Source organism: Halomonas cupida, assembly GCF_900142755.1.
Lineage (GTDB): Bacteria > Pseudomonadota > Gammaproteobacteria > Pseudomonadales > Halomonadaceae > Halomonas > Halomonas cupida.
On record NZ_FRCA01000002.1, the window covers coordinates 1 to 22012 of the forward strand.

The window sequence follows — 22012 nt, forward strand, 5'->3', positions numbered from 1 at the left end:
GGGTTGTGGGAGGCGCCCCAGAACATCACATACGCGGCATAGGTCATGCCGAGGCAGAAGCCGAAGGTCACCAGGTCATTGAAACGGTCGAGCCACAGACGGAAGGTGGGGCCGACGGAATCGTAGAGCACCCGCACGCGGATATGGCGATTGCTGGCCAGTGCCGCGGGGCCGCCGAGACAGAAGCTCACCGCCACCAGCATGACCACGCTTTCGTGGACCCAGGAGGTGGGGGAATCGAAGCCATAGCGCATGATGACCTCATAGACACTGATCATCATCGCCACACACACCAGCCAGGCGGCACTTTGTCCGGCCTTGACCACCCAGCGGTCGAAGCCGCTGCGCACCGGGTCGGGAGCCTTTTCCGGCAAGGGGTTGCCGTCGGAGCCCCCACCGCCGGAAGGCGAGCCTGCGCGCGGCTCAGGAGTCGAGTCGCTCATGACACATCCTCAACAAAGTCTTGCTCAATGAATACCGGCTTGATGAACCCCGGACCGACTTGATGAACCTCGGAACTGACATGGCGGCAACGGGACCAAACCACGGCCCCTATCGAGCCCAGATCATTCCGGTAAGCCATTTCCAGTCGCTGTTTCACCAGTCAGTCGCGGAAAACCCAATTACGGAAAACTCAGCCACGGAAAATCCAGCTACGGAAAACCCCGTTATAGCAAACCAAAGTTCCTGCCACTGACCGAAAGCCGCATCAGAGCGCGGCTCTCGGTCGTGACCATTACGTTGGGGTTACAGCAGGTTGTGATTTTCCAGGTAGGCCACCACGGAGTCATAGAACTCCTGGGTGATCTCGTTACGTCCAGCCCACTCTTCCCATTCTGTTCTGGCGATCTCACGGAACTTGAGGCGCTCCTCAGCCGGCAGATCGATGATCTCGATATCCGGATCCTGACGGGCTTCACGCACCACTTCCAGATCGCGGGTCTTGAGCTCGGCGACCATCTCGTAGGCCAGGGCGTCCACGGAGGTCTCGAGCATCGCTTTCAGATCATCCGGCAGGCCATCCCAGATCTCCTTGTTGAGCGAGACTGCAACCATCGGCAGTGAGTGGAAACCGGGATACAGCGGGTAGGGAGCAAAATCGTGCAGGCCCTGGGACTGGTTGGTCGCGAATACCGTGTAGTCGGCCGCATCGATAACGCCCTTCTCGAGACCGGTATAGACCTCGGAGCCCGGCAGGTTGACCGGTGTGGCACCAGCAGCCTCGAAGATGTTGTAGACCATACCTTCCGGGGCACGAATCTTGAGCCCCTTCATATCGTCAATCGAGCGCACCGGACGTGAGGACGGCAACGATTCGAGACCTGTGGCCGCCGCACCGATCAGGTGAACGCCATAGGGTTCGACGAGCTTGTTGTAGAGCTCTTCACCACCGGCATTGTTCATGTAATCAAGAAAGTCGTACGGGTCGCTCCAGGCGCCCACCAGGTTACCGATCATGCCGAACGCCGGGTCCTGACCAGTGAAATAGCTGGGGTCTGTCAGGTGGCCCTGAAGAATACCGCTCTGTACTGCCTGCAGTGTCTGGTTGGCCTGAACCACGGCGTTGACCGGCAGAATCTCGATGGAAATGCGGCCCTGAGACATCTGTTCAACGTTTTCCGCCCAGGCCTTCTTCATCTCGAATTGCGGCTCGCCGGCCGTCTCGGATGTCTGGAAGGTCCATTCGTACTCGGCCGCATTGGCGGTGGTGGCCATGGCGGCGAGGATAGCGGCGCTGAGCGCTGTGAGCTTGGTGCTTGCCTTCATGATTCGGTCATCCTTCTTGTTGATGCGAGGAAATGTCATTGTTGGAGTCGAAGGTCGTCTCGATATGGGGTAACCGCCGTGACAGGCCTTCGAGACCCAGGTCCTGTCCGGTGCGTTCGAGAACCGCAAGCGCTGCTTGCGCAGCCTCTGCGGGCTGACGCAGCCGAATCGCCTCCATCACCCGACGGTGACGATCCATGCTGTCCTGCAGACGGTCCGCACTCTGGTTGGATCGCTCCACCAGCAAGGCGATGGCCGGCTTGAGAACATGGCTGATCTGTGCCCAGACCAGGTTATGCGAGGCATTGAAGATCGCCTCGTGAAATTCCACGTCATACTCATCGTGGGTCTTGCCCTCGAAGCGTAGATCATCGTGCTCCAGCGCCTTGATCATCCCCTGCCAGGCCGTCTCGATCGCCAACAGATCCACCGCCGTGGCATTTTCCGCCGCCAGACGCGCCACAAAGGGTTCCACGGCGACCCGAAAGGCAAATATCTCGCGCTGGATCACCGGGTTGGGATGGGCAAAGCGCGCCAGCCAGTGGCTGACCCGTGGATCAAGCAGATGCCATTTATCAAGTGGCTGGACACGTGACCCCTGCCCCGAGATCCGCGTGATCATGCCTGCCGCCACCAGTACTTGCAGAGCACTACGCACCGTGGAGCGACTGACCTCGAAGGCCTCACAGAGATCGACTTCCCGGGGCAGGAACTCACCCGGAGCGTGCTCACCGGAGAAGATCGCTTCGGCGAGGGCGTCGGCGATATCCGGTCGAGTGCGAGATGTTGGCTTTGTTGTTTGCGGCATTCGTTGTCGTACACCCAGTCGTGGCAGGCCCAATCTGGTTGGATACGTTTTTTAGATCCGGCCTCTTTAGACTTGGCCTCTTTAGACCTCGTCTCGTCAGACATGCATATCATTCTTGTCCGACTTCATACTTGTTATGTCCGACATAGGATCAGATAAATTCCCTACAGATGCCTTTAGACTTTGGTCATGCATCGCGTAGAGGCGATCAGGGTCCTGCCAGACACGCATGTCGACACGGATTCGCTGGAGGTCATGCTTTACATGGCTGCATTTTGTAATAGACTGGTCTATTGCTAGTTGCCTAAGCACAGTTTCCAGTATCGGCTTACGCTGATGACTCATCGTCGTGGCATCCCACCTATCGCTTCTTCACACGACGCAACAGTCAGCCAGACCTGCCCCACAGGAGAGCACTATGCAGTCGAACTTCTACACCATTCGCGAATACCCTCAGGGCACACCTGCCCTCGAGGTATTCGAGCGTCAGCAACAGGAACTGCCGGAGCTGCAGGATGGCGAAGTCCGCATCCGCAACAACTGGCTTTCGGTTGATCCCTACATGCGCGGACGCATGAGCGGCGTTACCACCTACATCGAACCGTTTACCCTCGGGGCACCGCTCGAAGGCGCCGCTGTGGGAGAGGTGATCGAATCACGTGACACTCGCTTCCAGCCCGGCGACAAGGTCAGCCACATGGGCGGGTGGCGTGACGTTGCTCAGTTGTCCGGCGACGCCGTAACCACGCTGCCCGATATCGCGGTTCCCGAACAGGCATACCTCGGTGTACTGGGCATGCCGGGAATGACGGCCTGGACGGGACTCAACACCATTGCCGAAATGCGTGACGGAGATAACGTACTGGTCAGTGCAGCAAGCGGTGCTGTCGGCTCACTGGCGGTGCAGCTGGCCAAGGCCAGAGGTGGCACCGTGGTAGGACTCGCAGGCTCCCAGGCCAAGCGTGACTGGCTGGAGTCCCAGGGCATCAAGGCGGTGGACTATCGCAACCGAACCGCCGAAGAGTTGACCGAGGCCCTTCAAGCGGCCTGTCCCGACGGCTTCGACATCTATTACGAGAACGTTGGCGGTGTCTGCCTCGAAGCCGCTCTGAACTGCCTCAGGGTCGGTGCGCGCATCGCCGTGTGTGGCATGATCTCTCGCTACAACGATACCGAGCCCGCCGCCGGACCAGCCAACCTGGCAATGATCCTGATTCGTCGGGCACGCATGCAGGGCTTTATCGTCTTCGAGCACTGGGACCAGTACCCGCGCTTCATCGCCGAGATCGGCCCCAGAGTGGCCGCGGGAGAGATCAGCTATACCGAAACCGTCCGTGAAGGGCTGGATGCCACTCCCCAGGCATTCCTCGAACTGTTCGAAGGAGCCAATCAAGGCAAGATGCTGGTGCGACTGGATAGCGCCTGAGCATCACTTCCGTTATTAACAAGGTAATCAAATAGCTCATCCTGATCGATTTGATTGTCGTCCGCACCACACTGGCACAGATGCGCGGATCTGCTGGTGTGGTGCGGTCTCGCGTCGGCCTGATGGCCGACGGCGGCACGCCCCTGTGCCGCAATCAACCCAACATGAAAGCATGCCGGGTTAATAACAAGCCCCTCCGAACGACACTTCAGCCCCGCCAACAGCCCCTGCTGGCGGGGCTGATTGTTGCAAGACAAGCGTAGAGACGGTGATCTCGCACCCGCCCCATTGGCAGCCGCGCGGCATACGTCTAACGTAGACGTATCAGGAGTGGAGTCCTCATGCCCGACCATGCACGCATAACTCTGGAAGTGTTCAGCGACCTGCGCTGTCCCTTCTGCTATCTCGAAGAGCCGGAGCTCGACGTGCTCAAGGCGCATTTCGGTGATGACATCAAGATTCGCTGGCGCCCTCTCGAGCTGCGCCCGGAACCAGAACCGGCACTGGCCCCCCATGGCGATTACCTCAACCAGTTATGGCAGGATGCCGTACTGCCGATGGCAGCGGAACGTGGGCTGACCATGCTGCAACCCAACCACCAGCCTCGCTCGCGCTGTGCGCTGGAGGCCGTCTGCTGGGCACAACGTCAATATGGCGATCAAGCTGCTGAACGGTTCAGGTTGGCGCTGTTTCGCGGCTTCTTCGAGAACAGCCTGGATCTTGCCGATCATCAGGCCCTGGCCGCCCACGCAGATCAGTTTGGGCTGGATGGTACAGCGCTGGCGGCCTCTCTCGCCGCAGGCGAGGATACCGAGCATGTGCGCAACGAAAGGCAAGCCGCAGCGGCCCTGGACATTCGCGGCGTGCCAGCGCTGCGCTTCATGATCGATGGTGAGCATGCGGGTGTTCTGGTCGGTGCCCAACCGCGTCGACAGCTGCTGCTGGCGGTGGAGCGGCTACTCGACCTGCTGCGTCAACAGGGAGACGAGACGAACCGATGAACCACGACCCTCGTCCCGTGGTGGTGTTAGGCGGAACCGGCATGGTTGGCCAGACCCTGGTACGTGAACTCTTCTACAGTGGCCAGCAGGTTCGGGTTGCCTGCCGTCGCCCCGTCCTGCCGGCGGATATCGAACCGGGCGACCCCGTTGTCGCCTGTCCTTGCGATATCACCGATACGGAAAGCCTGAAGCCGGTGCTCGAGGGCGCCCGAGCAGTGATCAATGCGGTGGGGCTGTATCAGCAGCATCGTGACATGAGCTTCCAGCAGGTCCATGTCGAAGGTGCCCGGCAACTTGCCTCTCTCGCTCGGGCGGCGGGCGTAGAACAGTATCTGTTGATCTCCGGCATCGGCGCCCGCCTCGACTCGCCCTCTCCCTATGTGCGCAGCCGTGCCGAGGGCGAACAGGCTGTCATGGCCGAGATCGCCCGCGCCATCATCCTTCGCCCGAGCGTCATGTATGGTCCCGGCCAGGGGCTGCTGACTACCCTTTCCCGATTGGCACGGCTGCCGGTGGTTCCGCTGTTCGGCGATGGTCAGGTACGACTGCAGCCGTTGCATGTCAGTGACCTGGCCAATGCCATCAGTCGCTTGACCGCCCGCCCGAATATACCCCTGGCGTCATTCGAGCTGGGCGGCCCTGATGTTCTGAGCTGGAGGCAACTGGTCAGGCTGGTGGCAGATCACCTGGACCGCGACCCACGCCTCGTACCGATCCCCATGGCACTATGGCACGCCCTCGCCATCGGCCTGTCACCGTTGCCTTCGGCCCCGCTGACACGGGATATGCTGTGGTTGCTCGCCGAGGACAACACCGCGAGTCCCGATGTCGCCGGTTTTGCAGAACTCGGCATCACCCCACGCACACTGCGCGAGAGCCTGCCGAACTGCCTGCCGCGCTGACAGGCGGCACGACAGGCAGCCGACGTCACTACTCAATCTCACTTGCCTACGCGGCTCATCAGATCCGGCTGTACTACCTCGATCCAGTAGCCGTCCGGGTCCTTGACGAACACCACGTCCTTCATCTTTCCCTGGTCCGGGCGCTTGATGAACTCCACATCATTGGCATCGAACCAGGCGACGGCGGCGTGCAGGTCAGGGACGCTGAAGCAGATATGGCCGAAGCCCTGAGGCTCAGCGTTGCCATCGTGATAGATGCGCCCCTGCTGCTGCTCGGTGCCCCAGTTGTGGGTCAATTCGAGCAGGCCCGACTGGGAAAACGTCCAGGTAGTGCGCTCAGCAGTCTCCTCCGGCACCTGGTCATCGGCCTCGAGGCAGCCCAGGAAATACAGAGAGAAGTTCATTTCCTCGAAGTCCAGGCGCCGCAACACGCTCATACCGAAGACACGCGAATAGAAGCGCAGCGAGGCTTCGGGATCCTTGACCCGCAGCATGCAGTGGTTGAGGCGAAAGCCACGCGTCTGTGCGGGAGCTGCTTCAACACCGGGATGTGCTTCACCCTGGAGGTGATCACTCATGAAAGACTCCTCAATATCAGTACTGTAAATGGATGATGTCAGTGTGATGGGTGGATCTTGTGATTGTGATGAAAGGGCCCTGCGAGGATGATGCCTGTGCATCAGTGCAGGGCCCGAAAAGTCCGTTGCTCGCCGGGTCAGCCCCCGGCAGCGCGGGTCAGATGACGCCTTCGCGCATCTGCTGGCCAATGAACTCCGCCTGGCGCAGCGCCAGAGAGACGATGGTCAGCGTCGGGTTCTCGGCACCAGAGGTGGTGAACTGACTGCCATCGGAAATGAACAGGTTGTCGATCTCATGGCTCTGACCATGGCCATTGCAGACGCCATCCTCGGGCCGCTCACTCATGCGGCAGGTGCCGAGGTTGTGCGTCGAGGGATAGGGTGGCACCTCATAGACGTCCCGTGCACCGACCGACTCATAGAGTGCCCGCCCCTGAGCATAGGCATGCTGACGCATGGCGATGTCGTTGTCGTGGTCGTCGTAGTGCACATTGGCCACCGGCAGACCAAAGCGATCCACAACGTCACTATTGAGCGTGATGCGATTGGTCGCCTGGGGCATATCCTCCCCCACCAGCCACATGCCGGCCATATGATCGTATTGATCCATCGCCTGCGTAAAGTCCGGTCCCCAGGCTCCGGGATTGAAGAAGGCAGCCATGAACGGCAATCCCAGCGACAGGGTTTCCATCTCATAACCACCGACAAACCCCCGTTCGCGATCATGGTACGATTCATCGGGGATGATACCGGCCATGGTCGTCCCACGGTACATATGGACAGGCTCATCGAAGGTGGCATACACCGAACCGGTCATGTGGCGCATGTAATGTCGACCGACATGCCCGGCACCATTGGCCAGGCCATCGGGGAAACGATCACTGGCGGAGTTGAGCAATAGTCTGGGAGTCTCGATGGAATTGCCGGCCACTGCCACCACCCTCGCTCGTTGGCGCAGCTCATTGCCGTCGGCATCGAAATAGACCACCGCATTGACCCGACCTTGATCATCATGCTCGATGCGTGCCACATGGGATTCCGGCCGCAATTCCATATGACCGGTGGCAATACCGGCAGGCAGTTCCGTGTAGAGCGTCGACCACTTCGCCTGCATCTTGCAGCCCTGGAAGCAGAATCCACGCTGCTGGCAGGCGGCACGACCATCACGCACCGTGCTGTTGATCGCCATGTGTCCGGTGTTGCAGGAGTACCCCAGATTCTGGGCCCCGGCATACATGACCTTGAAGTTGTTGTTCCCCGGCAGCCCCTTGTTGTCATTGGTGCGCGTCACTCCCATGCGCTGTTCCGCACGATCATACCAGGGTGCCAGATCGTCATAGCTCAGGGGCCAATCGAGCAACTCGGCGCCCGCCACTTCGCCATAATGCGTCAGCGCCTGGAACTCATGAGGCTGGAAACGCAGACTGGCGCCCGCCCAGTGGACCGTGGTGCCCCCCACCGACTTGACGATCCATGCGGGGAGATTCGGAAAGTCCGTCGCCAGCCGCCAGCTTCCGGACGTCGTACGCGGATCCAGCCAGGAAAGCTGGCTGAAGGCACCCCACTCATCCGCCAGGAAATCTGCTGCGGTGTGTAGCTTACCGGCCTCCAGCACCACCACATCAACGCCCTGCTGAGCCAACTCATTGGCCAGGGTGCCACCGCCCGCGCCGGAGCCGATCACCACGACAACGCTGTCGTCATCGAGCGCAAAGGTCTTCTGGTCGTCGGTCATGGTCATGATGACCTCTCCTCATCTGTCGCTGTTGTTATGGACGATCGTTATGGACGATCGTTATGGGCGACCGTCATTAACGATGGATATTGACGATGGTTATTCACGATTGCTGTTCACGACGGTTATTCACGATCAACCGTTGTCATTCGCGACGAACCATTGCCAGCCACGAAGACTCACGCCATCAGGCACTCGGTTCCTCGAACGGAAGATAACCGGCCTCGGGCTGAGGCGGGTCCGGCAACCATGTGAGGTCATTGAAGCCCTGGCTCAGATACCCGGGATTCCCCTTCTCGCCTTCATAACCGAAATGGGCAAAGGCCAGAGGGTTGTTGTACAGCGATACCACCGCGTCACCGCGCACCAGTTCGAAGAAGGGAGTACCGGCCATGCTCTGCAGCACCGCAAGACGCTCGTCGTCACCCAACGCCAACCAGTCGCCATCAGCCTGGTCGTCCAGTTCGCTGACACCACTGCTGATCTGTTCGGCTGTTGCGGTATCCGCGGCCTTGCCATCCAGGCTCTTGACCACCAGCGCGTAGACCGCATCCTCGAGATCGGCATGGGGAAACAGTTTCCGCGTCATGGCCAGCAATACTTCGCCCTGACGACTGGTCAGATGATCGAGAGACATCGCCCAGCTACGACTGGGAGCCAATAGCGCAATCGGCCCGGAAGCAAAGGCCAGCGTGCCTGCCAGTACGCCACCACTGGCCTTCAGAAACACGCGGCGGGATACGGGCTTGCGAGATAGGGGTTGGCTTATCATGATTGTTCTCCTCAATGGCGGATCGTCACCAATCCGACGGCTGCAGTTCGCCACGGCAACGAACTCCAGGCCCTGTTGTTACCCTGACCCTGTTGTTATCCTGGCCTGAAGAGGGAGGAATGAGGTAACAGAGGATTACTACGTCGACCATGGTCTAATCAGGGTGGCCTTCTGGACTCACACGGGTGATAGTCAGTAATGACTTCTCTGAAGCGGTGCCAGTTATTGGTGCTACCCGAGCGCAGGAGCCCGCCATGTGCTACATGTATGCCTCTACCGACCCGTCTCGCTATGAGTGCACCACGAGGTCCGTGCGCCTGCAGGGCTGCGTGACCAGCGTGCGTCTCGAAAACGAGTTCTGGGAAATTCTCGAACAGATCGCCAGCGGCCAGCAGCTGTCCACGGCTCAGTTCATCAGCCAACTGCACAGTGAAGTGGTCGCCAGTCGAGGCGAAGTGCCCAACCTGGCCTCGCTGCTTCGAGTGGCTTGTGCGGTCTACCAGCAGAATGAGATTCAACAGGCCTCGGCACCGCGCCGCAGTGTCTTGATGGGATAAGCCCTATAGCGCATGACAATGGCCAGCCTGTCCCAGGCTCGCTACGAACGCCTGCACCGTGGCGACAGGCCGACCAGAGACTAGAGCCATAAGCCTTCCTCCCCCCTCCCTGCCCATCAGCAAATTCCTTCGAGATACACCGGCTTTTCCGATCAGCATTCTCATTACCCTTGTATTCACAGTCGATTCATGAAAAATGGCCCGATCCAGAAACGACGGAATATAACGATATGACTTCTCTCATAGACCTGTTCAACGAACTGGTGTCGGCCGGTAATGGCGTCATCTGGGGCAAACTGCTGATCTACATACTGATCGGTGCGGGCCTGTACTTCACTATCATGACACGCGGTATCCAGTTCCGATTTTTCGGCCATATGTTCTCGCTGCTGCGTGGTTCCCGGAGTGGTGGTGAAGGCATTTCCTCCTTTCAGGCGCTCTCCACGAGTCTTGCTGCCCGTGTCGGTACCGGCAATCTGGCGGGTGTCGCCGTAGCCATCTATCTGGGTGGCCCCGGCGCCATCTTCTGGATGTGGATGACCGCACTGGTCGGCATGGCCACCAGTTTCATCGAGTCGACACTGGCTCAGGCCTACAAGGTCGACCACGGCGACAAGACCTTCCGCGGTGGACCGGCTCGCTATATCGAGCAGGGACTCGGGCAACGCTGGATGGCGGTTGCCTTCTCGGTCTGCCTGATCATTGCCTTCGGTCTGGCCTTCAACAGTGTGCAGTCCAACTCCATTGCCCAGGCCATGGATCAGGCCTTCGGCATCCCCACCTGGGTGGTCGGCATTGTGCTGGTCGTAGTGGTGACGCCGATCATCTTCGGTGGCCTGCGCTCCATTGCCAGGGTTGCCGAGCTGATCGTGCCGATCATGGCACTGTTCTACCTGGCCATTGCTCTGTTCGTCGTCGCCACCAATATCAGTGAGCTGCCTGGCGCACTGGCGCTGGTCTTCAACAGCGCCTTCGGCCTGGAAGAAGCAGCAGGGGGTGCGGTCGGTTATGCCGTTGCCCAGGCCATGATGCAAGGCATCAAGCGCGGCCTGTTCTCCAACGAGGCCGGCATGGGCTCGGCTCCCAACGTCGCCGCCACCGCCACCACCAGCCCCAATCATCCGGCGGCCCAGGGCTTCATGCAGATGCTCGGTGTGTTCTTCGACACCCTGGTGATCTGTACCGCCACCGCTTCGGTGATCATTCTCTCCGAGCCGGCACTGCAGGACGGCGATTCGCCCAATGGCATTCAGCTGACTCAGATTGCCCTGTCCGAGCACGTTGGCTCCTGGGGAGCCAGCTTCGTGGCCATCGCCATTCTGCTGTTTGCCTTCACCTCATTGATCGCCAACTACTCCTACGGCGAGTCCAACATCGAATATATCGCCGGGGAACGTCGATCCAGACCGGCAGTACTGGTATATCGACTCGCTGTACTGGCCATGATCATGATCGGCGCAGTCGCCCAGCTCAAGACCATCTGGAACTTTGCTGACCTGTCCATGGGCATGATGGCGCTGATCAACCTGATCGCCATTCTGCTGCTGTCACCACTGGCCTTCGCCATCTTCCGCGACTACGAGCGACAGCTGAAAGCCGGTGTCGAGCCAACCTTCGACCCGAGCCAGTTCCCGAAACTGGCCAACAAGGTCGACTCGAGCGCCTGGCCGACACCGCCCAGAGCGGAATCCCGAGACTGACAGGCAGTTTCCATGCCCCAGCCTCGAGAAAGGGGCCATGGCTTACGCCACTATCAGTCTCAACACCATCAACACCAACGCCACGACCAGGGTCGTGGCGTTGGTGTTTTTCGGCATCGCAAACTCAAGCCACAGAGCCAGACCGAGTACCGCCTCATGACGGATTCGTCAGGACAGTGTCCTCCTGCTCCTGCCCCAGACCGTCGGCGAGAAAGTCCAGCAGCGCCCTGACCGAGGGTAGTTGTCCCCGGCGACTGGGATATACCGCGTGCACTATACCGGCCCGCGGCTCCCAGCCCGGCACTACATCCACCAGCTGCCGACGCTGCAGATCGACTCCGGCACTGACCAGCGGCAGACGAGCCACTCCCTGCCCTTCCAGGCAGGCACGATGCAGCAAGCGCACATCGTCGGTGATCAAGCGTGGCTGATGGGTGACTTCACAGCGTTCACCATCCGGGTTTTCGAGACACCAGCGGTGGCGATGGTTCAGTTCGTCGAAATCCAGGCTGGGCCATAGTGCCAGGTCCTGTGGCGACGACGGCATTCCCAGTTGTTCCACCAATGAGGGGGCGGCCAGTATCCGCTCAGGGCTCCGTGACAGCACCTTCAAGATGAGATCGGAGTCTTCCAGCGGCGGATAACGCACGCGGATCGCCAGATCGAAGCCCTCGCGAACCACGTCCACACGCCGACTGGTCGCCACTACATCCAGCTGTATCTGCGAACATTCGTGCATGAACCGGGTCAACAGGGGCGTGAACAACGCCTCCAGTAGGCTGGGGGGGCAGCTCAAGCGAATACGGCCACGCGGCTCGGCCCGATGGCGCGCCACCACTTCCTCCGCGGCCTCCGCCTGCCACAACATCTCTCGGCAATGCCGGTAGAACATCTGCCCCAGTTCGGTCACCACGAACTGACGTGTCGAGCGGTGAATCAAGCGCACGTCCAGACCCGCCTCCAACGCCGCGATACGGCGGCTCAAGCGAGACCTTGGCATGCCCAGAGCCCGCCCGGCAGCGGCGAAGCCGCCATGGTCGACCACCTGCGCGAAGTAATAGAGATCATTGAGATCCTGCATGGACCCTACTCGGCTGATTACCCTTGAATGGATTGTCCCAAAAATAGAACAATGAGTTGTAAAACCACTATCTACCCGCCCTATTGTTGCACGACTAATATGGATGGCAAAGGAGACGGGCGTGGTCCCTCTCCCGCAGATGAAAGGAGAACATCATGACCAATAAGCAGATCATCGCCGTCCATGGCGCGCCTCACGGCCACTGGGTGGGTGACGGTTTCCCGGTCCGCTCCCTGTTCAGCTACGACCGCTTCGGCGCCGAGCGTATCAGCCCATTCCTGCTGCTCGATCATGCCGGCCCATGGCGCTTCACCCCCGCCAGCAAGCCTCGCGGCGTCGGTAGCCATCCACATCGCGGCTTCGAGACAGTGACCTTCGTCAGCAAGGGAGAGGTTGCCCACCGCGATTCAACCGGCGCTGGCGGCACCATCGGGCCGGGCGAAGTGCAGTGGATGACGGCAGGCGCCGGCATCATCCATGAGGAATTCCATTCCGAGGCCTTCACTCGAGAAGGCGGTGACATGGAAATGCTCCAGCTCTGGGTCAATCTACCGGCGCGTGACAAGAACACACCGCCGTCCTATCAAACCCTGACGCAAGAGCAGATTCCCGAGGTCAGCCTCGGCGACGGTGTCGGCAAGCTACGCGTGGTCGCGGGTGACTACCAGCAGATCAAGGGGCCAGCCAGAACCTTTACTCCGGTCAATGCCTGGCAGGTTAGCCTGACACCCGGTGCCGAGATCGAGTTGACGATGCCCGAAGGCCATACCAGCCTGATCGTGGTACAGGAAGGTACCGTGCTGGTACAGGGTGAATCTCTGGCGCGCGCATCGGACCTGGTGGAACTGTCCCGCGACGGCCAGCAGGTAACGGTCAGCGCCAACAACGAAGTCCACCTGATGGTTCTGAGCGGTGAGCCGATCGATGAGCCGGTGGTCGGCCATGGCCCCTTCGTGATGAACAGCGAAGCAGAGATCCGTGAGTCCTTTGAAGCATTCCAGCAGGGCCGTTTTGGCGCGCTGGCAACCGGCGAGGCGTAACAGGCGCCTTGCCCGCCCCACCGCTCTCCGGCGGTGGGGTTCTCCCCTCGACTCCTCTGGAGGTGCATCATGAACAAGCCCTATGTTCGACTCAACAAGGACGACGTCGCAGTACTGATGGTCGACCACCAGGCAGGACTGCTGTCACTGGTCAGAGACTTCGAAGCTGACGCATTCAAGAACAATGTGCTGGCACTGGCCGATATCGCGAAATTCTTCGACCTCCCGACGATCCTCACCACCAGTTTCGAGGATGGCCCCAACGGGCCATTGGTCCCCGAGCTCAAGGAGACTTTCCCACAGGCGCCCTACATTGCCCGTCCAGGGCAGATCAATGCCTGGGACAACGACGACTTTGTCGCCGCGGTGAAAGCAACCGGCAAGAAGCAACTGCTGATTGCGGGTGTCGTCACCGAGGTCTGCGTAGCCTTCCCGGCACTGTCTGCCATCGAAGCAGGTTATGACGTCTTCGTGGTAACGGATGCCTCGGGCACCTTCAACCCGGTCACCCGTGATGCCGCCTGGCAGCGCATGAGTCAGGCAGGTGTACAGTTGATGACATGGTTTGCTGTCGGTGGCGAGCTGCACCGTGACTGGCGCAATGATATTGAGGGCTTCGGCGGCCTGCTGGCCGGCCATCTGCCAGCCTACTCGAACCTCATGCAGAGCTATGAGCAACAGGCTCGATAGGGTTTCGACGAGACCACCCCTGAAGCCACTCGGATCTCCCGGGTGGCTTCTGCGTCTCTGAGCTGCACACCAAGACAGTATCAGGCTATCCTCAACTGGCGATTCACTCGAGGGACGACCATGAGCATTCACGAAACGCCTACCCGAGTCTCTGCATCCCGCGACTGCCCAATCATCGAGGGTCGGCACCAGATCCAGCGCATCAGCTCCCGCGAAGCCGACGTGGGAGGGCTTCCCATTCACCGCGCCATGCCCACCCGCGAACGACGGACCATCGGCGCCTGGTGCTTTCTCGATCATGCCGGCCCCAGCATCCTGCGCGAAACCTGCGACGCGAAGCCCGGCATGGACGTGAAACCCGGCATGAAGGTGGGCCCCCACCCGCACACCTGCCTGCAGACCTTCACCTGGATGCTCGAAGGAGAAGTCCACCATCGAGATAGTCTCGGCAGCGACCAGGTAATTCGGCCGGGACAGGTCAATCTGATGACCGCCGGTTACGGCATCAGCCACACCGAAGTCAGCCTCGACAACTCGCCACGTCTGCACGCAGCCCAGTTGTGGATTGCGCTACCTCATGAGCAGCGTCATACCCAGCCACGATTTGACCACTACCCGGCGTTGCCCCGCTGGCATCGCGATGGCACAGACTTTACGCTGCTGATTGGTGAGTTCGAGGGCCACGAGGCCCCTACCTTGAGCTTCTCACCACTGGTCGGGGTCGACATCGTCGGCAGCAACAGTGGTATCGTCCTGCCTCTGCGCGACGACTTTGAATACGGCATTCTGGTCCTCGAGGGCAGTGCCAATCTCGATGGAGAGCTCCTTGCCACCGACGAGCTGGCCTACCTGGGCATGGGCCGCCAGCAACTGGAGCTACACCTGAACACCGATGACCAGGCATCGGGAAGCAAACCGGCGCGAGTACTGCTGATCGGCGGCGAACCGCTGGAGAGCAATATCCTGATGTGGTGGAATTTCGTCGGCCACAGCCGGGAGGAGATCATCACCGCCCAGCACGACTGGGAAACCGCCAGCGACCGCTTCGGTAGTGTTCCCGGTTGGCAGGGCGAACGACTGGAAGCCCCACCGATTCCATGGAAACAAGGCTAGAACTCACATCGAGTATCACCCATCAACAGGAGCCATGCATGAGCCAATCCCCACGTATTCTGGTCTTCGCCGGTAGTGCCCGAGAGACATCCTTCAACAAGCGTCTGGCAAAGCTGATGGCATCGCGTATCGATGCGCTGGGAGGTCAAGCGACCTTCATCGATCTGCGTGACTATCCCATGCCTCTTTATGACGGAGACCTGGAGGATGGTGAGGGCCTGCCCGAGAACGCCCGCCGCCTCAAGCAGCTGTTCATCGAACACCAGGGCCTGGCGATCGCCTCCCCTGAGTACAATGGCTTCATCACTCCGTTGCTCAAGAACACCATCGACTGGGTCTCGCGTCCGGACGGTGATATCGGTGGTCTGGTGCCCTACGAGAACAAGATTGCCGCCATCAGCGGCGCCTCTCCCGGTGGCCTCGGCGGGCTACGCGCCCTGCCGCTGGTGCGCCAGTTGCTCAGCAACGTCGGCGTTACCGTACTTCCCAACCAGTTGGCCATTGGTGGTGCGTCGAAAGCCTTTGATGACCAGGGACAACTGGCCGACGAGGGGCAGGCGAAGACCCTTGATGCTATCTGCCAGCGATTGATCGATACTCTGGCGCGTCAACAGGGCTGACAGAACGCAGGGCCAGAAACGAAAGCGCCCGTGATCCTTCGATCACGGGCGCTTGTTCGTTGCAATGGCGAAGAATCAGGCGTTCGCAGGTTTGTTGCCGAGCGGAACTTCCACGGCTTCCATCCGCTTGCGCTCCTCGGAGATCTTCTCCAGCGCCTGCTCAGCGCTGAGTCGTGAAGCCGGCGTCAGCAGGCTGACCACAACACCGGCCAGAGCCGAGAGCACCACCGACGGAATTACCGGGTTACCCCAGAAGGTCTTCCAGTCCGGCATCACATACAGCATGACCAGCGAAGTGATCGATGCCACGACCAGCGAGGCCAGTGCGCCCTGCCAATTGTAGCGAGGCCAGAAACGTCCCAGCACACCGCAGACGAACAATCCCGAGAGTACCGTAGAGACCATGCTGGTGATGTACTTGATGACATTGTCCGAAGACAGTGCAAAGGCCAGCGCCAGACCGATAGTGAACACCAGCCCGAAGCGGGAAAAGCGCACCACATTGCCCGCCGAGGGCGCACGTCCCTTGAACAGCACATAGACATCACGAATCAAGGTGGTCACACCGGCAATCGCATCACTACTGGCACTCGACATGGTCGCCGACAGGCCAGCCACCAGCAACAGCAGGCCGAGCCACAACGGCAGGACTTCGGTAGCCAGATACGGGAAGGCGAAGTTGGTGTTCTCCAGATTCGGATTCAGCGCATAGGTGGCCATACCGATAATCGCCGGCACGATGGAGAATGCCATGTACAGCACACCGGTCACCAGGAAGGAGCGACGTACAGAGCCCACCGAGGCGCCGGAATAGATCCGCTGACGGAAGGACGGCGTTGACAGCACACCGACTGCGATGACCGCGGACAGCGAGATCGCCGGAATCAAACCGATCTTGTCGACGCCGAGGAAGCTCAGCGCCGCAGGATCCATACTCGACGTCATCGCCGAGAAGCCACCCGCATCGACCACGGCCACCCCGGCCATGAGGAAGAAGCCGACGAACAGTACGATTGCCTGGACGGTATCGGTCCAGACCACCGCCATGTACCCACCGATGACACAGTAGACACCGAAGCCCAGGGCCACGATCAGCTTGGCCTGCCAGGCCGGGATATCGGCCATCCATGCCAGATACAGGCCACCACCGAGAATATGCGCCCCCAGCCAGCCGATACAGGCGACATAGATCAACAGCGCGACCACGTTGCGCACGATACGGTTGGCACCGACGTAGTACGACAGCTCCTCACTCATGGTCATGAAGCGCAAGCGCCTGACACCAGAGAAGCACAGCGCCAACAGCAGCACGCCAATGGCACCACCGATGCCATAGAGCGCGCCGCCCCAGCCATTGGCGTAACCAAAGCCTACCGCTCCCATGCTGGAGCCGGTACCGACCATGGTCGCCACAGTGGTACCGATGGTCAGGAAGATCGGGACGCCACGTCCGCCGAGCAGAAAATCGTCACCGGAACCGCGATCATTGCGCGAGATCCACCAACCAAACAGGATCATTCCGACGATATAGACAAAGAAAGTGCCGAGGAAAAGATGACTGTTCATACAGACCTCTTATACTTGTTGTCCCGGTCGTTGCCGCGACCGGGGCAGTAGACATTTGCCGTTTGCTGTTCCTGGCGTCGGGTCCTTGCCGGGACCCGACGCCCCCTCTTGCTTGTCGTCCTGCCGTCCAGTCACGCTCCCTGCTGACAGCGCGAGACGATTTACGCGCGATCGGCGCGATAGCAGGTCAGATCCACCTCGACCTTGCAGTCGACTACCAGGTCCTGAACGCTGCAGATACGTGCCGGCGGATTGTCCTTGAAGAATTCCGCGAAAACCTTGTTGAAGGATTGGAAGTAACGCGCATCGGTAAGTACGGCGGTGACATGCACCACATCTTCCACGCCATAACCAGCTTCCTTCGCGATGGCGAAGCAGTTCTCGAAAGCCAGACGGGTCTGCTCGATGATGCCGCCCTCGACCACCTCACCGTCGGTCATCGGGGTCTGGCCGGACACCTTCAGCCAACCGCCCGCTTCCACAGCACGGGAGAACGGCAGTTTCTGTCCACCAGTGCCCACGCCACCTTCAGCGCCATAACGTTTAATACTCATGAGTCGTTTCCTTGATTACGGAGGGAGTTTCCGGGATGGGTTTGCGGCGTTGCCGAGAGCCGCTGGGTGCGACGCAACATGCGCCCTGCCCGCGCCTCACGCGCAACACCATCGATGTATGACGTAACGCCGTTGACGACCACCCGCACAATGCCTGCCGCAGGTGAGATCGGCGTGTCGAAAGTGGCCGTGTCCTCGAGCGCATCGAGGTCGAACAGCACCAGATCGGCGAAGGCCCCCTGACGAATTTCACCGCGATCCTCGAGGCCAAAAGTGGCCGCCGACAGTCCAGTCATCTTGCGAACTGCCTCGGGCAGCGGCATCAACTCCAGATCACGGCTGTAGTGCGCCAGCACACGCGGGAACGCGCCCCATAGACGCGGGTGCGGATGCGGATCATTGGGCAACCCATCCGAACCGACCATGGCCAGCGGATGCGTCAGCACCTGACGCATGTCGTCTTCGCTCATGTTGTGGTAGACCGCGCCAGCCGGCTGCAGACGACGTGCCGCATCCATCAGCGACAGCCCCCAGTCGGCGGCGATGGCCTTCAATGCCCGTCGCGCCTGCTCGGGGTGCGGCTTTGACCAGGTGATGGTGATGGCGATCTCATCAGTGACCTGACCCAGATCCAGAGTTGAGGACCCTGCGGTGTAGGGATAACAGTCACAGTGCACGCGCTGCTGTCGGGAAGCCTCCTCGAGCTGCTTCAGTGCTCGTGGAGCCTGGCCCCAATTGCCGGCACCAGCACACTTGAGGTGGGAAATCACCAACGGCGCCCCGGCCTTGCCGGCGGTGGCGAAGGCCTCGTCCATGGCGTCTGCCTGACCGGCAAATTCATCACGCAGATGGGTGGTGTAGATGCCCCCGGCACTGGCGACCGCCTCGGCCAGCGGCAGTACCTCGGAGTCTGGAGCATGGAAGGCATTGCGGTAGGCCAGCCCGGTGCTCAACCCCAGGGCACCATCGGCAAGCGCCTGCGCCAGTGCTGAGCGCATCGAGGCGACCTCGTCATCACTCGCCGGGCGCATGAAGTCATCCATCACCTGGCTGCGCAGACTGGTATGGCCAATCAATGCGGCCACATTGACCGCCGGCTGGGCCTGGTCCACTGCCTCGGCATAATGAGCGAAGCTGGGATAGGCGAAGTCATCGACATCGCCCAGCAGGTTCATCGGGTCCGGCACCTCATCACGCAGTTGCACCGGCGAGGCGCTGATGCCGCAATTGCCGACGATAACCGTGGTCACCCCCTGGCTGAGCTTGGGCAGCATTTCGGGGGTACGAATCACATTGGTGTCATCGTGGGTATGCACATCGATGAAGCCAGGTGTCAGCACCAGACCATGAGCCTCCACCAGCTCATCGGCGGTATGCTCTCCCAGCTCACCGATGGCGGAAATTCGATCGCCCTGTATCGCGACATCGGCAACCAAGGGCTCGCTGCCCTTGCCGTCCAGTACCGTCGCTCGGCGAATCAACAGGTCATGGTGCATATTCAGTCTCCAAGCGGCTGGCGATCATCGCCACCACGATGAGCGTCCAGCGTGATCTTCAAGCGCCGCAGCTTGTCGCGTGCACGGTCGCGGTGACGCATGGCCAGCTCCAGCGCCAGCACGTCAATGGCAGCCATCAGCGCATAGCGCGATGCCGAGGGGTGGTGAATCAGGTCGGTTTCACGGGTGACAATGGGCAATGCCACATCGGCGCTGGCCGCCAGTGGCGAGCCAATGGCGGTGATGGCGATCACTTCGGCACCGTACTGGCGAGCAATTCGCGCAGATTCGACCATCTCCGGCGTATAGCCTGAAACCGACAACACCACCACCACATCCTCGGGATCCAGGGTCGACGCCACCATGCGCGGCAACAGGCTTTGCGGATAGGCACTGACCGCATAACCAAGACGCACCAGTCGGAACTGGAACTCCTGGCACATCACACTGGAGCCACCACCACTGCCGAAGACCAGAATCTGGCGGGCCTTGTCCAGCCGTTCCACCGCACCGGCGATATCCGCCTGCAGCAGCAACTCACGGTTGGTGGCCAGTGTCTGGGTGGCGATGTCATAAACCACGCCGGGACCATCGGCAGGATCGGCATCCTGAATGAAGCGACGCCCGGCAGCGAGGGCCCGGGTCAGGCGCGTCTTCAAGTCGCGCACATTGCTGCAACCGACCGAGCGCGCAAAGCGTGTCACCGTCGCCTCACTGACCCCTGCACGCCTGGCGATATCGGTGATGCTGGCTTCGGAGATCAAGTCGATGTCCTCGAACACCAGCTCCGCCACCTTGCGCTCCGACTCGCTCAGCGAGCCTGCACAGGCAGTGATGCGTGACAGGATGTCGATCTGCTCGCTCACGTGTTCCTTCCTTTCATCGCTCGGATGTGCGGCCTGCGAATTGGTTGCTACCCATCGGCTCCCGGGGCAGATTCCAGTGCCCGGCAAGACCATTCTCGACAAGAGCGTTCTCACACAGAACAGGGTAGATCGTGATAACCACGTTATGTTAGTTTCTAACACATCGCAAACGAAGCATGAAAGTTTTCGACAAAAGTTCAAGGACAACACGTTAGGCGAGCTTACCCGGCTCAGCACTGATCCATGTCAGGGACATCGCCCCATGCTGACGCCAGCCGCGACAGACCTGACCGCAGACAGCACAATGCTGGCCGGGGCCGCTCCTCAAGCGGCATTCTCTACACTCTTGATCAGCACTGATCTTGATCACCATCACTGCAGGTACTTGCCATGGCACACGACAGCGCTCGAATCGACTCCCGGGGAGGCCACAAGGGCACTCTGGAAAGCGGCCGCAACCTGCTGGCAGACGTCAGTCTTCCGGCAGCGATCATCAAGCAATCACCGCTGGCGCATAATCTTGTCTGGATGCAGCACTTCGCCGAGCACCACCAAGCGCATCTCGCTCCCCACGGCAAGACCACCATGACCCCGGAGCTGTTCCGTCGTCAGTTGGAAGCTGGTGCCTGGGGTATCACCCTCGCCACCCTGCCCCAGTGTCGTGCTGCCTTCGCCGAAGGCGTCGAGCGCCTGTTGCTGGCCAATCAGTTGGTGGGGCGTGCCAACATGGCGATTGCCGCGGACCTGATCCGTGCGGGTGCCGAGCTGTACGTGACCGTAGACAGTGTCGAGAATGCCACCCAGCTTGGTGAATTCTTCTCCGCTGCCGGCCTGGAATTGCTGACGCTGGTGGAAATCGGCGTGGACGGTGGACGTACCGGCTGCCGAAGCGACGAAGATACACTGACGCTGGCGCGGAAGATTGCCAAGCAGCCGGGGCTGGTGCTGGCAGGTCTGGAAGGCTATGAAGGTGTCGTACACGGTGACGACCCGATTGCCGGGATTCGTGCCTATGCACAGCGCATGGTAGCCAATGCCGAAGCCCTGGCGAGTGAAGGCCTGATTGGCGTGGAGCAACCGATCATCACCGCTTCGGGCTCGGCCTGGTACGATCTGATCGCCGAGGAATTCCGTGATGCCGGCCTGCAGGGGCACTTCGCTCCGGTGCTGCGTCCCGGTTGCTATGTGGTCCATGACCACGGCATCTATCGCGAGGCTCAGCAGGGCGTACTGTCGCGTCGCCCCGATCTCCACGAGGGACTACGCCCGGCACTTGAAGTCTATGCCCAGGTACAGTCACTGCCGGAGCCTGGTATGGCGATCGTTGCCCTCGGCAAGCGAGATATCGGCTATGATCTGCCGCCGGAGGCCCTCGCACGCTATCGAGAGGGAGGCAGCAGTGACGGTGTGCTGGGCGTGGACGGCTGGAAGGTGGTCAAACAGATGGACCAGCATACCTTCATCGAACTGCCGACGGGTGAGCATGATATCCAGGTCGGCGACATTGTCGCCTTTGGCGCCTCCCACCCCTGCATGACCTTCGACAAGTGGCGTCAGATTCACCTGGTTGATGATCAACTTCAGGTCGTCGAAAGCTGGGAGACTCGATTCTAGATTGTCAGGAGCCGGTTTTCAGGACCGGCTGCCAGATCCCAGTGCCAGCGTGATCGGCCACGGGCCATCCGTCACCGAACGGATGGCCCTGCTGACTGAACACCCGAACCAGGGTTAGTCTCGAAG

At 60.4% G+C, this 22012-nt stretch carries 22 protein-coding genes; 10 read left to right on the forward strand and 12 right to left on the reverse strand.

Annotated elements, in window-relative coordinates; genetic code table 11:
- The 3 genes from BUE38_RS04215 to BUE38_RS04225 all read right to left on the reverse strand — a co-directional run.
- On the reverse strand, positions 1 to 443 hold a 443-nt coding region (locus BUE38_RS04215), incomplete at its 3' end, for a TRAP transporter small permease subunit (RefSeq protein WP_143166195.1).
- A 304-nt stretch (positions 444 to 747) separates the two neighbouring features.
- Positions 748 to 1767 (reverse strand): TRAP transporter substrate-binding protein, encoded by a 1020-nt coding sequence (locus BUE38_RS04220; protein WP_073433807.1) that lies wholly within the window; start codon positions 1765 to 1767, stop codon positions 748 to 750.
- A 7-nt stretch (positions 1768 to 1774) separates the two neighbouring features.
- Positions 1775 to 2575, reverse strand: a complete 801-nt coding sequence (locus BUE38_RS04225) for a FadR/GntR family transcriptional regulator (RefSeq protein ID WP_073433808.1) — start codon at positions 2573 to 2575, stop codon at positions 1775 to 1777.
- Between the two features lie 418 nt (positions 2576 to 2993).
- Here BUE38_RS04225 and BUE38_RS04230 point away from each other — a divergent pair, with 418 nt between their 5' ends.
- Positions 2994 to 4001, forward strand: coding sequence for an NADP-dependent oxidoreductase (locus tag BUE38_RS04230; RefSeq protein WP_073433809.1), 1008 nt, complete (start codon positions 2994 to 2996; stop codon positions 3999 to 4001).
- Here BUE38_RS04230 and BUE38_RS22345 read toward each other — a convergent pair.
- The gene (locus BUE38_RS22345; RefSeq protein ID WP_143166196.1) at positions 3965 to 4258 is read right to left on the reverse strand and encodes a hypothetical protein; all 294 of its coding nucleotides are present in this window, start codon (positions 4256 to 4258) and stop codon (positions 3965 to 3967) included. The two genes, BUE38_RS04230 and BUE38_RS22345, sit on opposite strands and share 37 nt — an antisense overlap.
- Before the next feature lie 84 nt (positions 4259 to 4342).
- On the opposite strand from BUE38_RS22345, the gene BUE38_RS04235 reads away from it, so the two are divergent.
- Complete coding sequence (locus tag BUE38_RS04235; RefSeq protein ID WP_073433810.1) at positions 4343 to 5002, forward strand: DsbA family oxidoreductase; 660 nt, start codon at positions 4343 to 4345, stop codon at positions 5000 to 5002.
- Positions 4999 to 5904 carry a complex I NDUFA9 subunit family protein gene (locus BUE38_RS04240; RefSeq protein WP_073433811.1) on the forward strand — a complete coding sequence of 302 codons (906 nt, stop codon included), beginning with the start codon at positions 4999 to 5001 and terminating at the stop codon, positions 5902 to 5904. The genes BUE38_RS04235 and BUE38_RS04240 overlap by 4 nt, the downstream gene beginning before the upstream one ends.
- Before the next feature lie 38 nt (positions 5905 to 5942).
- Here BUE38_RS04240 and gloA read toward each other — a convergent pair whose 3' ends face one another.
- The 3 genes from gloA to BUE38_RS04255 all read right to left on the reverse strand — a co-directional run bounded on the left by gloA (position 5943) and on the right by BUE38_RS04255 (position 8989).
- Positions 5943 to 6482 carry a lactoylglutathione lyase gene (gene gloA / locus BUE38_RS04245; RefSeq protein WP_073433812.1) on the reverse strand — a complete coding sequence of 180 codons (540 nt, stop codon included), beginning with the start codon at positions 6480 to 6482 and terminating at the stop codon, positions 5943 to 5945.
- A 157-nt stretch (positions 6483 to 6639) separates the two neighbouring features.
- The gene (locus BUE38_RS04250) at positions 6640 to 8223 is read right to left on the reverse strand and encodes a GMC family oxidoreductase (protein ID WP_073433813.1); all 1584 of its coding nucleotides are present in this window, start codon (positions 8221 to 8223) and stop codon (positions 6640 to 6642) included.
- 181 nt (positions 8224 to 8404) lie between these two features.
- Complete coding sequence (locus tag BUE38_RS04255; protein ID WP_073433814.1) at positions 8405 to 8989, reverse strand: twin-arginine translocation signal domain-containing protein; 585 nt, start codon at positions 8987 to 8989, stop codon at positions 8405 to 8407.
- Between the two features lie 254 nt (positions 8990 to 9243).
- Here BUE38_RS04255 and BUE38_RS04260 point away from each other — a divergent pair, with 254 nt between their 5' ends.
- Complete coding sequence (locus BUE38_RS04260; RefSeq protein ID WP_073433815.1) at positions 9244 to 9546, forward strand: ribbon-helix-helix domain-containing protein; 303 nt, start codon at positions 9244 to 9246, stop codon at positions 9544 to 9546.
- A gap of 230 nt (positions 9547 to 9776) precedes the next feature.
- Complete coding sequence (locus tag BUE38_RS04265; RefSeq protein WP_073433816.1) at positions 9777 to 11246, forward strand: alanine/glycine:cation symporter family protein; 1470 nt, start codon at positions 9777 to 9779, stop codon at positions 11244 to 11246.
- Positions 11247 to 11400: 154 nt separating this feature from the next.
- Here the strand turns inward: BUE38_RS04265 and BUE38_RS04270 are convergent, their stop codons facing one another.
- Entirely contained in the window at positions 11401 to 12327 is a 927-nt protein-coding gene (locus tag BUE38_RS04270) for a LysR substrate-binding domain-containing protein (protein WP_073433817.1), read from the reverse strand.
- 155 nt (positions 12328 to 12482) lie between these two features.
- On the opposite strand from BUE38_RS04270, the gene BUE38_RS04275 reads away from it, so the two are divergent.
- The 4 genes from BUE38_RS04275 (at position 12483) to BUE38_RS04290 (ending at position 15790) form a co-directional block, all read left to right on the forward strand.
- Entirely contained in the window at positions 12483 to 13367 is an 885-nt protein-coding gene (locus BUE38_RS04275; RefSeq protein ID WP_073433818.1) for a pirin family protein, read from the forward strand.
- A 69-nt stretch (positions 13368 to 13436) separates the two neighbouring features.
- Positions 13437 to 14057, forward strand: a complete 621-nt coding sequence (ycaC, locus tag BUE38_RS04280; RefSeq protein ID WP_073433819.1) for an isochorismate family cysteine hydrolase YcaC — start codon at positions 13437 to 13439, stop codon at positions 14055 to 14057.
- A 120-nt stretch (positions 14058 to 14177) separates the two neighbouring features.
- The gene (locus BUE38_RS04285; RefSeq protein ID WP_073433820.1) at positions 14178 to 15170 is read left to right on the forward strand and encodes a pirin family protein; all 993 of its coding nucleotides are present in this window, start codon (positions 14178 to 14180) and stop codon (positions 15168 to 15170) included.
- Positions 15171 to 15208: 38 nt separating this feature from the next.
- Positions 15209 to 15790 (forward strand): NADPH-dependent FMN reductase, encoded by a 582-nt coding sequence (locus BUE38_RS04290; RefSeq protein ID WP_073433821.1) that lies wholly within the window; start codon positions 15209 to 15211, stop codon positions 15788 to 15790.
- Positions 15791 to 15865: 75 nt separating this feature from the next.
- Here BUE38_RS04290 and BUE38_RS04295 read toward each other — a convergent pair whose 3' ends face one another.
- The 4 genes from BUE38_RS04295 to BUE38_RS04310 form a co-directional block, all read right to left on the reverse strand.
- Positions 15866 to 17356 (reverse strand): sodium:solute symporter family protein, encoded by a 1491-nt coding sequence (locus tag BUE38_RS04295; RefSeq protein WP_073433822.1) that lies wholly within the window; start codon positions 17354 to 17356, stop codon positions 15866 to 15868.
- A gap of 161 nt (positions 17357 to 17517) precedes the next feature.
- A complete protein-coding gene (locus BUE38_RS04300; protein WP_073433823.1) occupies positions 17518 to 17910 on the reverse strand; it encodes a RidA family protein in 393 nt (130 codons plus the stop codon).
- On the reverse strand, positions 17907 to 19406 hold the full coding sequence (locus tag BUE38_RS04305) for an N-acyl-D-amino-acid deacylase family protein (RefSeq protein ID WP_073433824.1): 1500 nt from the start codon (positions 19404 to 19406) through the stop codon (positions 17907 to 17909). The genes BUE38_RS04300 and BUE38_RS04305 overlap by 4 nt, the downstream gene beginning before the upstream one ends.
- 2 nt (positions 19407 to 19408) lie before the next feature.
- Positions 19409 to 20272 carry a MurR/RpiR family transcriptional regulator gene (locus tag BUE38_RS04310; RefSeq protein WP_073433825.1) on the reverse strand — a complete coding sequence of 288 codons (864 nt, stop codon included), beginning with the start codon at positions 20270 to 20272 and terminating at the stop codon, positions 19409 to 19411.
- Between the two features lie 390 nt (positions 20273 to 20662).
- Between BUE38_RS04310 and BUE38_RS04315 the strand changes: the two genes are divergently transcribed.
- Positions 20663 to 21886 (forward strand): amino acid deaminase, encoded by a 1224-nt coding sequence (locus BUE38_RS04315; protein ID WP_073433826.1) that lies wholly within the window; start codon positions 20663 to 20665, stop codon positions 21884 to 21886.
- Positions 21887 to 22012: the final 126 nt, after the last annotated feature.